12 protein-coding genes are annotated in these 15,479 nt (G+C 47.5%); 3 read left to right on the forward strand and 9 right to left on the reverse strand.

All coding sequences use genetic code 11. The features are described 5' to 3' along the window. Positions 1 to 326: 326 nt before the first annotated feature. Together OP864_RS07815 and OP864_RS07820 are read left to right on the forward strand one after the other, a co-directional pair. Positions 327 to 758, forward strand: a complete 432-nt coding sequence (locus OP864_RS07815; RefSeq protein WP_270100652.1) for a hypothetical protein — start codon at positions 327 to 329, stop codon at positions 756 to 758. Between the two features lie 3 nt (positions 759 to 761). Continuing rightward, positions 762 to 1,022 (forward strand): Imm32 family immunity protein, encoded by a 261-nt coding sequence (locus OP864_RS07820; protein ID WP_270100653.1) that lies wholly within the window; start codon positions 762 to 764, stop codon positions 1,020 to 1,022. A 343-nt stretch (positions 1,023 to 1,365) separates the two neighbouring features. On the opposite strand, the gene OP864_RS07825 is transcribed toward OP864_RS07820, so the two are convergent. The 5 genes from OP864_RS07825 to OP864_RS07845 form a co-directional block, all read right to left on the reverse strand. Continuing rightward, a complete protein-coding gene (locus tag OP864_RS07825) occupies positions 1,366 to 4,575 on the reverse strand; it encodes an ATP-dependent helicase (RefSeq protein WP_270100654.1) in 3,210 nt (1,069 codons plus the stop codon). A 443-nt stretch (positions 4,576 to 5,018) separates the two neighbouring features. Then, positions 5,019 to 5,579 carry a hypothetical protein gene (locus tag OP864_RS07830; RefSeq protein WP_270100655.1) on the reverse strand — a complete coding sequence of 187 codons (561 nt, stop codon included), beginning with the start codon at positions 5,577 to 5,579 and terminating at the stop codon, positions 5,019 to 5,021. A 92-nt stretch (positions 5,580 to 5,671) separates the two neighbouring features. Beyond that, complete coding sequence (locus OP864_RS07835) at positions 5,672 to 6,100, reverse strand: hypothetical protein (RefSeq protein WP_270100656.1); 429 nt, start codon at positions 6,098 to 6,100, stop codon at positions 5,672 to 5,674. Then, positions 6,097 to 6,639: a hypothetical protein gene (locus OP864_RS07840; RefSeq protein ID WP_270100657.1), complete on the reverse strand. Its 543-nt coding sequence runs from the start codon at positions 6,637 to 6,639 to the stop codon at positions 6,097 to 6,099. The genes OP864_RS07835 and OP864_RS07840 overlap by 4 nt, the downstream gene beginning before the upstream one ends. A 175-nt stretch (positions 6,640 to 6,814) precedes the next feature. After that, complete coding sequence (locus OP864_RS07845) at positions 6,815 to 8,725, reverse strand: sodium:solute symporter family protein (RefSeq protein WP_270100658.1); 1,911 nt, start codon at positions 8,723 to 8,725, stop codon at positions 6,815 to 6,817. Positions 8,726 to 8,787: 62 nt separating this feature from the next. On the opposite strand from OP864_RS07845, the gene OP864_RS07850 reads away from it, so the two are divergent. Further along, a complete protein-coding gene (locus OP864_RS07850) occupies positions 8,788 to 9,669 on the forward strand; it encodes a tetratricopeptide repeat protein (protein WP_270100659.1) in 882 nt (293 codons plus the stop codon). 221 nt (positions 9,670 to 9,890) lie between these two features. Here OP864_RS07850 and OP864_RS07855 read toward each other — a convergent pair whose 3' ends face one another. The 4 genes from OP864_RS07855 to OP864_RS07870 all read right to left on the reverse strand — a co-directional run bounded on the left by OP864_RS07855 (position 9,891) and on the right by OP864_RS07870 (position 15,306). Beyond that, complete coding sequence (locus OP864_RS07855; protein ID WP_270100660.1) at positions 9,891 to 10,961, reverse strand: nucleoid-associated protein; 1,071 nt, start codon at positions 10,959 to 10,961, stop codon at positions 9,891 to 9,893. A 503-nt stretch (positions 10,962 to 11,464) separates the two neighbouring features. Next, positions 11,465 to 13,507, reverse strand: a complete 2,043-nt coding sequence (locus OP864_RS07860; protein ID WP_270100661.1) for a peptidylprolyl isomerase — start codon at positions 13,505 to 13,507, stop codon at positions 11,465 to 11,467. Positions 13,508 to 13,758: 251 nt separating this feature from the next. Beyond that, the gene (locus tag OP864_RS07865; protein ID WP_270100662.1) at positions 13,759 to 14,283 is read right to left on the reverse strand and encodes a gamma carbonic anhydrase family protein; all 525 of its coding nucleotides are present in this window, start codon (positions 14,281 to 14,283) and stop codon (positions 13,759 to 13,761) included. 15 nt (positions 14,284 to 14,298) lie between these two features. Further along, positions 14,299 to 15,306, reverse strand: a complete 1,008-nt coding sequence (locus OP864_RS07870; RefSeq protein WP_270100663.1) for a lectin-like domain-containing protein — start codon at positions 15,304 to 15,306, stop codon at positions 14,299 to 14,301. Positions 15,307 to 15,479: the final 173 nt, after the last annotated feature.

Consider the following 15,479-nt stretch of genomic DNA (forward strand, 5'->3'; position numbering starts at 1 on the left):
CTGCTCGGTCTGGCCTGACGGCCACTGCTGCACATCGCTAGGCCGCTCATCCTTTGGTTTTCAGGCTAGCCGTTTTGCTCCGGCCCCAATAGCTATAGGCTCTGGAGTCTATAAAATGAATCCTTATCGCTAAACATTAGCCCCCAAAAGTAGAAACACCAAAAGCAGAGCCCCTCAAACTAGAGGAACCTCAGCTAAAAGAGCCCGAACTCAAAGAGGAAATTCCTTTAGAAAAGGAGCTGGGCAAACAAGAAGCGCCAAAAATAGAATTCGGCTCCAACCTCCCTCCTAAAATTTATAAGCTAGATGATGAGAACTTTGTCCGTTTGCAAGAAGGACGATTAGGGAAATATAGGGCTAATGACGATATCCCTAGAGCAGAATATGAAAAGCTGATTAAGGAGTATAAGCGAGAGCAGTTAGCGGCTAAAAAGCAGCTAGGAGAAGGCCCTAAACCTAAAATAGCTAACTCTGATTTAATTATACGAATGGGCTTAAAAGATGGAATGAAAATTTCATCAGATGATGCCCTTACAAAAGCACAAAAATTTCTGGGTGAAGGCTATCATGAACCAATAAAAGGTAGTGGCAGATACATCTCCAAAGATGGTACTAGGGTTGTTAGGATGGGAGAAAACGACATAACAGGTAAACATGGTGGAGGTCCACACATGAACTTCGAGACCCTAATTCCTAACCCGCATAAACCAGGAAAAATGATGATCAATCAAAATTTACATATTTATTTAAATAATTAAGAAATGAAGTTAGAAATTGAAATCCCAGATTACAATAAGAATGTTGGCATAAAATACTCATGGGAAGATAGTTTTGATATAAAGGTGACTGTAGTTAATGGGGAGGTTCAAATAGCCGCAAATCCAGCTGGGCTGAGATCTTTAGCCAATCATTTATTAAACTTGTCACAAGATTCTATACCATCTGGTCGACATCTTCACTTTGATGAATATAATTCATTAGAAGATGGGTCTAATAGTTTAACTATTACGAAATGTGATTAACAGAGATTTAGCTAACTAATTTAAACTACTCTTTGGGCTAAGCTGAGTTAATAATTCATAACATACAACTATTCGTCATCTACCTACTGGTTGATGATAATAGAACTGAAGATGAAATCTATAGACTCATCAATATTTTTGAGGCAAAATAGATATAGCCCTAAGCGGCAGTTGATTTAGTCAACTGCCGCTTTTTCGGTTTTGCAGGGCCGAAGGCCCGCAGGCTGAGGGATGGACAGCAGGGCCGCCGCAGGCGGCAGACCAAAGCGCTGAAAGCGCTGCAGGGCCGAGCGAACAGCGAGCTGCGAAACAGCCCGACCCGAGCGAAGCGAGTGGGCAGCCCCTAATCATCCAAGGCTTCTACTTCCTCATCTCGGAAACTGCTGGGAATCTGCTGATGCTGCACAAAATTGCACCATTTACAGTCTTTTTTCTGGCAGCCCTCGGCAAATTCATGCCGCTTAATTTTGGCGTAGACCTCCTGCACCAATTCGCCCATATTGGCCAGATCCTCTGCATGGATGTCCATTTCTTTTTCGGGAAAATGCCCCGCTTCATTGGGACTGATATAGTCAATTTCAGCAGAAATGGCCCGCCCCTCGATCTGTCTAGAGCTCTCCAAAAGTAGAGCGTAAAAGACCAGCTGCCGATAGTAATTGCCGCCCAAAGGGTTGCGTTTATGCGGCTTTCTAAAGCGCTTCTCCTCTAGCTTTCCCGTTTTGTAATCAACGATATGCCAAAGGCTGCTGCCCTTTTCTACCTGCACCAATTTATCGATGTTTCCCGTTAGGGGCACGCCCTTGTATTGGGTGCCATAAAAGGACTGTTCTAGCAAGATTTTTTTGTCCAGCTCCTGCCCAAAACGCTCTTGTCGCTGCTCATAATAGCGCTTGAGATATTTGAGGCCCAAATCGAGGGCTTCCTCATAGGCTCTTTGGCTAAATAGCAGCCGCTTCATCTCCAAACGCTCTTCAAAAAGAGAGACAAAAGCGGGCAAAGAAGGCAGCCGCAGCCGCGCATTGTTTTGCCCCTGCCGCAAAAGTTCTTCTAGGGCCTCATGCACCGCCTGCCCATAAAGCGCCTCTACGCTTTGGCTGGCCGGCAGACGCAACACCCGCTGAAAATAAAAGCTCAAAGGGCAATTGAGGTAGGCATTTAGGGCCGTTACACTCAAACGGAAATCTTCTAGTTGGGCCGCAATTGTAGCCGGATCGACCAAAAGTTCTTGGGGTAAACGCTCGGGCAAATACTGCAAAAACTGATGTCGATATTGCTGCAAAGTAGAAGCCGGCAGCTGTATTTGCTGCTCTTCTAGCTCCGCATCAATCATCAAATCATCGACAAAAGAGAGGCGTTTACAAGATTTTCCTTGGCTGTCATTAGCATGGTAGGAGATGCGCAAATAGGCCCTAGAACGAGTCATGGCCACATAAAATAAGCGGCGGCTGGCCTCTTCTTGGTCCAAAACCGCATGGGCCTGCGATAAGTTATCGGGTAATTTGAACTTCTTGATGCTTCGGCGGCTATTCGGCCCCCAAGTTCCATCCAAACAATGCAGCATAAAGACATACTGAAACTCTAGGCCCTTAGAGGCATGAGCGGTCAGTAATTGCACCCCATCTTCGGCATAGCGGCTATGCGTCATGGGCAAGCGCAGCTGATTGTCTTTCATGCGCTGGATCAGCTCCAAAAGGCCCCATAAATTAAGGTCCTCTTTTCGCTCTGACTCCCTGCGGACAAAGTCGAAAAAAGTGTTGAGCAAGCCCAAATACCAATCTTTTTCTGCGGCTTCACTGGCGTACTGCAATAGGCCCGATCGGTTAAATAAAAGCTCCATCAACCGACTGAGCGGCTCATTGACAGACCAGCCCGTGGCCTCATCAAAAAACTCGACCAAAGCCCTGATTTTTTCGGGGGCGATAAGCCGCAGTTCTGTCAAATCGGGAGCCATCTGCAGCAGGTCCCGCCAAGCTAAGGGCTCTTTTTCCTTGGCCAAATAACGGCGGCGGTTTTCCCGCACCATATAGTTGACCAACTTGCGTCGGTCGCTGGCCAAAATGGGAATAAACTGAAAGTGCAAGAGCTCATAAAGGTATTCTTCTCCCGAATAAGGTTGCTCAAATTCCAAGGCCAAATACTCCAACAGCAGCAAGAAGTTCTTGATCAAACTCTCTTCTAAAATATTGATTTGCCGCTTGGTCTGATAGGGAATTTCGGCCTGCTCCAATAAACGGATTAGGTCCTGAGACTGCCGGTGGCGAGCGTAAATAATGGCCACCTCTGCCAGGTTTTTCTTTTCGGCTTGTAGCTGCTTGATCTTTTCGACAATGGCGACTTCTTCTTCAAAAGCGCTGGGATATTGTTGTAGTTCTAGCTCTATTTCTTCCCCCTGCTTAAAGGGACGGCGCGCCCTGAGTTTTTTGTCCAGCTCCAAGGCCTCCAACAAAGAAATAATGCGCAATTCATTATGGTCGATCAGGGCTTTGGAGGCATCCAAAATCTCTTGACTTGAGCGGTAGTTGTCTTGCAACATGACCAAGCTCAGGCCGTTTTGATAGCGCTCAAAAAAGTCGATCAGGTTTTTTACCCTAGCTCCCTGAAACTCAAAAATAGATTGGTCGTCATCGCCCACAATAAAGATATTGGGCTGCTCCCAAAAGCCAATGAGCTGCATCAAAATCTGATTTTGCGCCCCATTGGTATCCTGAAATTCATCGACCAAGATATAGAGATATTGTTCTTGATAGCGCAACAGCAAGTCCTCCTGTTCGGGGTCCAAAAAGGCCCGCAACACCCAAAGAATCATGTCAGCATAGTCGTAACAACTGGCCTCTTCCATCAAAAACTCATATTCCTCAAAGAGGGCCGCGGCAGACAATAGCCGTTGCATCCGCTCTTTTTCCTCCTGATAGGCCTTAAGTTTGAGATCGCCCTTTTTATAGTTGCTGCCATTTCGCTGATAACGATACTTTTTATCCTCCTTGATATAATCGAGATAATCCTCAATTTTTTCCCGGACCAGCTCGAGGGTCCAACCCTCTGTTTTCATCAACTGAAACAGCCGCAGCAATTGGCCCTCATAGCGATAAGGTTGGCGGCGAGAGCGACGCAAAGGATGATCGGGCTCCAAACCATCTAGCAATTGACGAGCAAAATCAATCTGCTCTAGTTCCGTGGCCAATTGCCAGTTTTTCTGCCCAAAGTTATCGGGATTTTCAAGGATGACCTTATTGCAAAAAGAATGAAAGGTATAAATATGAATGCGGTAGGCCTCTGGACCAATAAATTCCAATAATCGCTGACGCATGGCCTGCACGCCCGCATCCGTAAAGGTCAAACAAAGAATGTTGTAGGGTCGGCTATCGGTCTGCAAGAGAATTTGCCCAATCCGCGCCGCCAAAATATGCGTTTTGCCCGTCCCTGGCCCAGCAATCGTCATCACGGGCCCTTCAATCTGCTCCACGGCCGCCCGCTGCGAATCATTGAGCTGCTTCATAATTTTTTCAAAGCGACGATGATAAAGCGACTGCTGATAAGATAATTTGGGGGCCATAAGCAAGGTTAAAAGCGATCAAAAAACGGCTTTAAAGATAAGGCTTTTTAATCAGGCTGGGCCATCTGAAAGATAAATCTCTCTTTCTTATTATTTTTTTGGGGCTGCCCCGCCCTACGGGCGGGTCGGGCTGTTTCGCAGCTCGCTATTCGCTCGGCCCTGCGCCGCCTTTGGCGGCTGGGTCTGGCCTAACGGCCACTGCTGTCCATCCCTCAGCCGCGTCGCTGCGCTCCTTTTTGCTGTAGGTTGAAACCTACAGCAAGAGTGGTATTGCTTCGCAATGATATATGAATGAGGGTTAAAACCCTCATAAAATGAACTGGCTTGGCCGCCTGCAAAACCGTGGAAAAACAATGAGCCGATGGTTTGAACCATCGGCTCATAAGGAATAGAAAGCAACTAAGGGCTAAAAATCTGAGGAGACGCTGCTTATTGGAAGAATATTATGTCTCCTCTCCCAAATTTTTTATAAATGGATTCTGGTAATACACCCCGCAACTGGGACAAGCAGTTAGCTCATCAGCTGTATTTACCTCCCAACTCTCTGTACAAGCAGGACAAAATAACCAACTCATCTTGGGGTCTAAGATGATAGCTGGCTCTTCACTAATATTTAGATTTGGATTGAAAAATTCTACCTCCATTTTCGCCTTATAGGTCTGGGCGACTTTGATGTACGGTTTTCCTTCAACCAGATCATGAAAAAAGTTGGGGTTTTCGGCCCATTCCCTAAAAGCAATTAACGAATTAGGGGCGATGTCATTAACAGGGCTAGCTAGAGTTTCTCCAAAACAAAAGTACTTAGAGAGACGAGCATCGACTACTTCAAAAAATTCTAAGGGATAAGGATAGGGAAATCGTTCTGCATCATCAGTATAAATATATGCAAAGGGAATCTGGTAATACTCTATAGCATGAACCAGATAGGATTGCCCTGGCACTATATATTTATCTAGGCGCTTGTAACGCTCTCCAAAACGATTGTTTAGCAATGTAGTGCTCATTGCTTGAAAGGAAGCTGGTTTACGTTTTAATAACATCTTTGTATTATTTGTTAGTAGAGACTATGGCTAGGTTTCTCTCCCATTAAGCTAATTTAGCGTACTGTTTTTAGCTGCTGCTTAAAAGCCTCAAAGCTATTAGGCGGAAGAACATGATTGCAAATCATAAGTGGAGAATTAGGGAATTGAGCCTTCAGTATTTCTTGATATTTCAAAGAAAATATCTCGTAGACAGCAAGTCCAAAATAAATCGATTGGTCACTATTGATAAAGATCATCCTTTTAGGATTCTCTTTATTTTCTAGATTGGAGAAGTAAAAGTGATATGCCTTTTTATTGCTAACAATGAAGTGGAGCATCTCCATAAAATCCTCCGTTTCAAATTCTAGTGTTTCTTCTAGAAGAGGATAGTCGTAGTAATCACTTTCTGCTGTATGATTTTTCACAAATTCTTCGACACAAAAGTAGAGCTCCGCCTTATTGCTGAAGGAAGAGATTGCAATATATAGGTCCTCTAAAATCATAATTTATCTTGTTGGTTGATAAATGGATTATGATAATACAACCCACAACTGGGGCAAGCAGTTAGCTCATCAGCTGTATTTACCTCCCAACTCTCTGTACAAGCAGGACAAAATAACCAACTCATCTTTGGATCTAAGATGATGGCTGGCTCTTCACTAAGCCTATAGTTGGGGGATGGAAAAAACTCTGGGAATCGTTCCTTTAATAGCTTGATGGCTTTTGCTTCATCCGCTATAGATACGCCTCCATCGCCCCAATAGTCTGTCCAAAAACTTGGATAGGCAATACATTCAGGACAAAGCACTAGCCCTCCAGAGTCATCCTTGAAAAGGATATAATCCTCATCAATACTGCTGTCAATTACGTCAAAATCTGCGATTGGATAAATAGCTGTATTCACATCAGCTTCATCACGGAATAATCGGTAGCTGCCTTCATATTTATCATTTTTCCTGGAATAAAAATTAACTGCAACCACTTTATAAGTCTGTCCTTTAGTTAGTCCAGGCGTTCCTTTCCCTATATACTTTACAATCATAGATAAAATCTTTGGAAGCTGTTTAAAATTTTGTGCTTAGCAGGCGGCGAAGCCGCCGCAGGCCTAGCGATGTGCAGCAGTGGCCGTCAGGCCAGACCCAGCCAGCTTGCTGGCGCAGGGCCGAGCGATCAGCGAGCTGCGAAACGTAGCGCCCGCCGCAGCGGAGGCCCCTCCCCTACTTCTTTCTTTGCAAAAGATAAAGGACAAGCAGGGCCAAAAGGGCCGTTCCTCCGAAAATTGCCGCCTCGGTATAGGCCAAAAACAGTAATTTGCCCACCGCAAAAAGTAGGCTGTAGGTCAGGACAATAGCCGCCAACCATTGGCCCAATAAAGAAAGTAAAGGGCGGTTATTGCTCTTTATGCCCAAGCCCGACCAATCGCCTAGGGGACGGACTTTCTGATAAAAAGCTTGAAGCACTTTTGGGTCGGTAGCCGGAGTGAAAATCATGACCAGCAACCAACTTATAGTGGTAAATAGGACCGTTGTGGGCAGGGCCTCCTCAAAGGGGACCTCATAATAGAAAAAGGGAATGCTAATCAAGGCGGGGGCAATCATGGCCGTCAGCTCGGCCCAAGCATTGATGCGCCACCAATACCAACGGAGAATGAGGAGCAAGCCCAAGCCCGCTCCAGCTTGTAAAATAAAGGCCCAAGCGCCAGAGATTTGCTCAATGAAGAGGCTGATGCCTGCGGCCGCCAAGGCCAAGAGAATATTGAGCAAACGAGAGATCCAAACGTAGTGTCCCTCCGTCTGTTGAGGCTGCAAAAAACGCTTATAAAAGTCATGCACCAAATAACCTGCGCCCCAATTCAACTGCGTAGAGACCGTACTCAAATAAGCCGCTAAAAAGGCCACGAGCAGCAGCCCCAAAAGACCCGGCGGTAAGAAGTCGCGCATAGCCATCACATAACCTTGGCGATAAGAAAGTTGATAATCTATGGCTGAGGCCAGCTTGAGATTTTCGGCAGCAGCAGCGGTTAGTGCCTGGCGAAAAGCAGGCAATTGGGCCAATAATTCAGGAGATTTTGCGCTCAGATCGGCCTTTTCATCCAGCACTTCTTGGGCGGTCCAGCCCGCTTCTACAAACTGATTATACTGCTGTTTCAGGGGCCCCTCAGGCAATTGGGGGGGCAAAGCATAGAGCAAAATAGCCGCCAAGCCCACCAAAATCCAAGGCCAAGGCCGCAAGCAATAATGCGCCATCTGAAAGAGCAAGCTGGCCGATTGAGCGGCCTTCTCGCTGCCTGTGCTCATCATCCTTTGGGCGGTATAACCGCCCCCACCTGGCTCGGCGCCGGGGTACCAACTGGCCCACCACAAAATGCCCAAATAGGCAATAAAAGAACTAATGCCAAAGTAGAGACCAGAGCCCTCTTTTTGGGTAGAGGGAAAGAAATCGAGTAGGGCGGGATCTTGCGCTTTAAGCTGGCTAGTGAGTCCCGACAAGCCCCCAATTTCTGGCTGATCCAAAACCACATAGGCCAAAATAATACAGCCCAAAATGGCCACCACAAACTGCAGCGCATCCGTAACAGCCACCCCCAAAAGGCCCGCCACAGCCGAATAAACAGCCCCCAAAAGCAGTAAACCTAAGGTATAAAGAAAGGCCATACCTTCGGTCAGGCCAAAAATCCCTTGCAAAAGAGAGCTCATGGCCAAATTGACCCAAGCCAAGATGATAATATTGAGAAAAAGGCCCAGATAAATGGCCTTAAAGCCCCTTAAAAAGCGGGCAGCGGGACCGCTATAGCGCAGCTCGATAAACTCCACCTCCGTCAAAACCCCAGAGTGTTGCCAAAGGGGCGCAAAAAAGAAGGTCGTCAGCATTCCCCCCGCCAAAAAGTTCCACCAGAGCCAGTTGCCCGAAACCCCGTTTTGGCCCACCAATTCGGCCACCGCCAAGGGCGTATCTGCGGCAAAAGTAGTGGCCACCATCGACAAACCCGCCAGCCACCAAGGCAGCTTTCGGTTGCCCAAAAAAAAAGCCTCTAGGCTCTTGCCCGATTGCCGCCCATAAGAAAGCCCTAGGGCAATAATGAGGAGCAAAAAGCCAATAATGACTCCCCAGTCTAAAGTTGTCAGCATAATTTTATAGATTTAACAGCCTTTCGTAGAAAAGCCTTAATTTAGGCCACAAAATAACTGTTATGGAAAGATTCTATACCCAAATAAAAAAATTTGACCAGCTGGCAGAGCAGGAAGACTACTATGCCGCCCTTGTTGCTGGCCAAGAAGCCTTTGAGATTTTGCTCTATAGCGATGATGATCCCGTAGTGGTAGAACCCGCCCTGATTGGGGCCATTGACCGTCTTCAGCGATTTATTGGGCAGTTGGTCCAACTACCCGAAATTGAGGAGAATGAATATGTAGAAGAGGTGTTGGCCCAAATGAAGGCCGAGCTATCTGCCTATATCGCCGATGAATCGGAAGCCGAGGACCTCGGTATGGCCATTGTCGAATTGGCCCGCCTGACGCATTACCTCAAGGGGGCTGCCGATTATCTCAAGATGGAAAATCTGCCTTTGGGCCAAAATGCAGAGCCCAAACTCATCATTGCGGTTCAGGAAGATGGCAGTATGCAGCTCTATGGCCGCATGGCCGAGGACGGACTCAGCCAGGAAGAGGCCCAAGCCATGATGCAGCGCTTTCAGCAGTTGCTCTCTCCAGATGCCGAGGAAAGTGACCTCAGCCAATTGCTCAATCTAGCCGCCCAACTGATGGTCAAAGGCGCGCTGGAGGAGGCCAAACAGGCCTATTGGCAAATTCAAGAGCAGTATCCCGACTATCAGGCGCAATGCCAAACGGGACTAGGCGCCTGCGCCTACTACCAAGAAAATTTTGAGCAGGCCATCGAGCATTATTTGTTGGCTCTAGAGGCTGGCGAATCGGAAGATCGCTGCGCCTATAATGTCTCGGAAAGCTGCCAGGCACTCATTTTTGCCACAAATGACCGCAACGAAAAAATGAAATGGGTCTACTTCTTCAAAGAGCATTTTCCCGAAATCGATCAGCAGTTTGAGCTGGATTAAGTAGGCTGTATTTTGGGGCTGCCCCGCCCTTTGGGCGGGTCGGGCTGTACCGCAGCTCGCAAGTCTGCTCGGCCCATCGCTTTTTCGCTTTGCTCAAAAGCTCGGTCTGGCCTTCGGCCACTGCTATCCATCCCTCAGCCTGCGCTGGCTTCGCCAGCTGCTGGACCAAAAAAGGGGCGGTTGATTTTGATCAACCGCCCCTTTGCTATGTCTTCTTGGACCTATTTCTCTTCATTAAAGTAGAGCTTATAGTAGTACATGCCTTTTTCCTCATCAAAGCCCTTTTGGAGGAGGCCCTCCTCTTGGGCTTGGGCCGATTGGACCTTAATCTCCATTTGGCTATCGAGCTGAATCACTCGCTTAAAAGAGCGGGCCGCCTTCTTTACCGCGGGCGTAGCAATAAAGAAAGGTTCTTCCTCTACATCCTCTAAGCCCACCTTTTCTTGATACTGCTGTTTGTAGCTATTAAACTGCTCTTTCTTCTCTTCATTGTCCTCAAAAATTTGCTCCACAAACTCCTCCGCATCAAAGCTATCTTGGGTCTCAAAATACTCCAAAGACTTATTGAGGAAAGCCACTTGCTCCTGCTTTTCTTCGGCCTCAAATTGTTGCTTGCCAAAGTCCTTACACATCTTGAGATAGGTCTGTGTATAAAAGAGCTCATCTTGCAGCTGCGTAATTTGCAAAAACTCATCTCGCCAATACTTAGCCTCCGAGCTTTTGAGGTCGACAGAAGCTACTCTAAAACCACTTTCGGCTTCTATATTAAAGACCAAGCAGCCCTTATCCATTTTCTTGAGGTCTACCCCCTCTTCAAAATAAAAGGTCCAGTCTTCTTCCTCGTCTAACCGAAGCTTGAGAAACTGCTCCTTATTTTCTGTTTTGAAAATACCAATGGCTTCCACCAATTCGTCATTGACCAAAATGTCTTCAAAATAGACCAGATAGAACTCTCCGCCCTTAATTTTGGGGTGGTTGGAGCAATTGTAGAGCTGCTGCAACATCAAAACCGATTGTTCATAAAAGGTCTCGGCATCGGCCTGTTCAAAAATGGCTTTGCAGTAGCTAAAGATTTCATTCATCTCTAGCTCGCTAGCATGATTAAACTGATAAAACTCTTCAAACTTGAAAGAGCCCAAAAAGAAGTCTTGCAACTGTTCTTTTTGTTCGGCCTGAGGGAGGGGCAGCAATTTGCTAGCGACCTTCATGCCCTCATCTCGGCTTTTGTTGCCTAGGCGATGTAGGGCCAAACGGCGCATTTGTATTTCGGATAAAACGACTTCGGTATCCATAGTTATTTGTTTTGGGCAAAGATAAGGCTTTATTCCCTGCGGCGCATAAAAAAAGTCCCGCTTCCTTTTCAGAAAGCGAGACCCACACTATAAGAACACCCAATTAAAACCTTTAAAATCTTTTTGATCAGATTTCATTTTTTCGTCAAAAGCTATGCCAAGCAATAGCTTTTTTATTCACTCAATCCTTAAAGGATTGTTAGTTGTATTATTACTTTTCTAGATAAGTTCCACCAATAACGGTGCCTAATTAAGCTTTGTTTTATACCCAAAGCTTAAAATATTGTTAATCTAAACTAAAAAGAGAATAACGAAACTTTTAGTTGAAACTGGGCCATTTTGCGGCAAGCAGGGCGCGAAGCGCCCGCAGGCTGAGGGATGGACAGCAGTGGCCCAAAGGGCCAGACCCAGCAAAATGAGCGCAGCGAATTTTGCGCAGGGCCGAGCGAACAGCGAGCTGCGAAACAGCCCGACCCGAGCGCAGCGAGTGGGCAGCCCCTCTCCTACAACAGCTTGGCCCGAATAATTTGATCTCCCAACTCTAGCTGATGCAACTGCTCTAGGCCTTCGATGACCTGACCAAAGAGGGTATATTTTCCGTCTAAATGAATAGCGGGACTATGCGTGATGAAAAACTGGGCCGATTCGGTATCCTTGCCTGCCGAGGCCATGCCCACGGCTCCAGCTTGGCTGTAGCTTCTTTGGCTAAATTCCGAAACGATATTGAAGTTGAGACTGCCCCAACCATCGCCTCTAGGGCAGCCCGTTTGGGCCACAAAATTGGGCACTACCCGGTGAAAAGCCTTGCCATCATAGTAGCCCGCCTTGACCAACTGAATGAATTGGATGACGGTGGCGGGACATTCCTTGAGATAGGTTTCAATTACAATTTTGCCTCGGCTGGTGGTAAGCTCTACCTTGGGTTTTTCGGGTAGGGCCTTAATCAATGCCCAATCGATTTCGGGAAATTTCTGCTTGGCATAGGGGCGCTCGGGGCTATTGCTGCCTTCAATATAATTGATGGCCCTTTGCAGCAGCATATGCGTTTCTAGGTCTCGGGGCAGTTGTAATTGGCTTTGGGCCGTTTTGAGAAAACTTGCATCGGGAAAAGCCTCTTTGAGTTTGAGGCTAGGCGTACTAATAGCGGTAGCCACTACGGCCAGGGCGCCGGGGTCGCCATCTTGGACCAATTTGCGGAGCAGTTGATGAAGTTCGCTGCGGGCGCGTTCTTTGCCCACCACCCCATGCACTAGGTCAAAATCGGGCAGGCCACAAATGCTCACGAGCCCCTCGGCCACGGCAGATTTCACGATAGGCGAAACCTCCTGCAGGCTGTCGGCCGGAAAGGCCATTTGGCCCAACAAGCGATGGTTGAGCGCATAGCGGCCCAAGGCCTGCAAAAGCAATTGTTGTTCGTAGGGATTTTGGCTAGCCTTGGCCATTTGGGCCAATTTATTACTAATAAACTGCTTAGAGGGGCGGCGGTAGGCGGGCAATTTGGCCAAAGACGCCCCATAGAGCTCGGCCCGAATCGCCCAATCTATGCTATCGCTTCGCTCATCGGCCCATTTGATGTAATTAAAGGCATCGCCCTCGGAGCCATATTGTCTAAAAAACTGCGCGGCCAATAATTGGACCTGTCGACTGGTATCTCGCAAAGCGCCATAGGCCAGATTTCGGCTAGAGTCGTAGGGAAAATACTGCAATCCTCTCAAAATATTGGCCCGAACCCGATAATCCTCCTCTTCTTCAAAGGTCGTTTTTAGGGCCGAAAAAGCAGCTGGCGTCTTGGCCTTGGCTAGGGCCAAAACCAGAAACATCCGCATATTGGGGTCCTTTTCTTCTTGCACATTATTGATCAGTAGGTTCTCGTATCGGCTCAGGTCTAGGCCCGCCACTCGGGCCAAATAATTGGCGGCAATAAAGCGGGCTTTTTTGGGCATCAGGCTATTGGCCAAATAATCGTTAATCATTCGAGAGCTGCCTTCGGGTTGCACCATGCCCCGCAAAGCAAAGCGATAGAGGCCCAGCGCCAGCCCGTTGAGCAAGAGCGAATCTTGCAGGGCATAGGGTCTAGAAGTACAAAGGTCTTTGAGGTCCTTGGCATCTCCCGATCGGCCCACGGCTTCTAGAATACTGGCCAAAACAGCTCGGCTACTATCTTGCTGAAAGGCCTCGGCCAGATAGTCGGCGGCCTTGGCATTTTCGGTTTGCCCCAAAGCAAAAGCAGCCGCCATGCGCAGCTCCTCAGTGGGGTCGCCTAGGGCATCGGCCAAATGATCAATAGCGGCACTATCTTGCACCGAGGCTAGGGCCATAGCGGCCGCATATCGGTGGTCCAGATTATCCACGGCCAAATAGGTAATTAGGGCCTCGGTATTGGCCTTACCTTCTGCATTTCGCTTGGCACGGATATCAAAAATTTGCTGCAAAACGGCATCTTCCAAAGAGAGGTTTAGCTCTTCTTTTGGCAGCTCTTCGGGCCCGCCGCAGCTGGCCAAAACTAACAACATCAGGCCCAAAAGGGGCATATATAATTTCATCATGATTTGTATTAACTTCTGTATTTTTTTGGGGCTGCCCCTCCCTTCGGTCGGGTCGGGCTGTGCCGTGGCTCGCAGGTCTGCTCGGCCCTGCAGTTTTTTCGCTGCGCTCAAAAACTTGGGTCTGCGGCTATCGCCGCACCACTTTCCATCCCTCAGCCGATGGCAAGCTCTTGGTGCTAAGAGCTAAAAAAGAGGGCGATTGCTTCTCCATTGGCAAGAAAAAAGGGCCAATTTAGCCCTTCTTTTATTCTCTATTTTTCCTCCTCTTCATACCAGGAGGCATACATCATATAGGCCTCTGCAATGCGCTCAATCTCATTTTTGAAGAGCTCTGGAGAAAGAGATTTTATTTTTTTGGCGGGCACTCCCGCATAAACTGCATTAGATTCTAATTGGGCATTTTCTAAAATTAGGGCCCCAGCGGCAATCAGGCAATTGTCGGGCACTACGGCATTATCCATAATAATGGCACCCATGCCCACCAGCACCTTGTTGCCAATCGTACAACCATGCACCAATGCCCGATGTCCAATAGAGACCGAATTACCAATTGTTGTTTTTGTTTTTTGGTAGGTACAGTGCACCACTGCCCCATCCTGAATATTCACCTTATTCCCAATTCGAATGCTATTCACATCGCCTCTGAGCACGGCCTGAAACCAGATACTACAGTCGTCGCCCATCTCAATATCTCCCGTGAGCGTAGCATTTTCGGCCAAAAAGCAGTTTTTACCCCAGCTGGGCGTCTTTCCTCTTACGGTTTTAATTAGCGCCATAAACCCCAAATAATTTTAAGCCCGAATAGTGGCTATATGTACAATTTTTTTGCTTACCCGATGGTCTCCATTGGTCACGCTAATATAATAGATCCCAGAGGGAAGACCAGGCAGATTAAAGTAATATTGATTTTGTCGAACAGAATGGGTGGGGATTTCATAAATGAGTTTGCCGGTAGCATCAAAGAGCTGCATTTGGATATACTGTTCTTCGGGCAGTTGGAGGTCTATGGTTAGTTTCTCTTGGATAGGATTGGGATAAATACCTACTCCTTCTTGGAAAGAGCGTTTTTGCTCAAAGACTTCATCTACAGAAACCGAGACCGACTGCACGCAGACCATCTGCATATTGGGCTTTTTGCCCGTGCTGGCCGTAAAGCCAAAATAGACATCTTGGTCCATACCAAAAAACTGGCTCAGGTCTTTGCGCAAGCTCAGGCGGATTTCCCCATCAAAGAGGACCTCTAGCAATTGTTTGGAGGGCGACCAGCGGATGGTGACATCATGGTATTCGCAATCCACCACAGATTGTCCGTTGCTGCGCAGCCGTTTGGCCGAACCAATGGGAAACTCTTGCTGGCCATTTTGGACCACGGCCATATGCGGCAAATACATATCTCCAATACCAGGGCTGTATTTACTATCTAGCTCAATGGCCAAAGAGGGGGCTAGGCCTTCACAGTCTTTTGTTTTGCCAAAACCTAGGCTTTTGCCTGCGCAGCCCAGGGCATCAAAGCCCGTTTTATCTTGATGAAAGACAAAGGCGAGGCCTTCACCAGCATAGCGGTTGCAGCCAAAATTAACAGCAAAGTGCAATTCTAGGGCATTTTCCATGCGAATAGGGTACTCGCACCAGATGCTTCCCACCTCTTGGTCGACCTCATCCGAGGTAAGGCGGTAGCAGTTTTCAGAAACCAACTGGCTGGCGCCATTTTGGGTAAAAGAGGGCTGGGCCCAACTTATTTTAGGGGCCGCAAAAAGGCTAAGCCAAATGGTAAAAATATAAGCAGTTCGTACAAGCATGTAGGCGACATTTACTCCTGAAGCTGTACTGCTCGAGGAGCGCAACTTCAATCTGAGACAGCCCTTAAAAGAAGGGCTGTACATGATGGGGGCTAGCTGCTTTGGGGAAGGGGGCTGAAGTCGCAAGTTCTTGCTCTAAAAGCGGCTTCTTTTGCAGCTTAAGCAAGATAAAA

The organism is Saprospira grandis (genome assembly GCF_027594745.1).
GTDB classification, from domain to species: domain Bacteria; phylum Bacteroidota; class Bacteroidia; order Chitinophagales; family Saprospiraceae; genus Saprospira; species Saprospira grandis.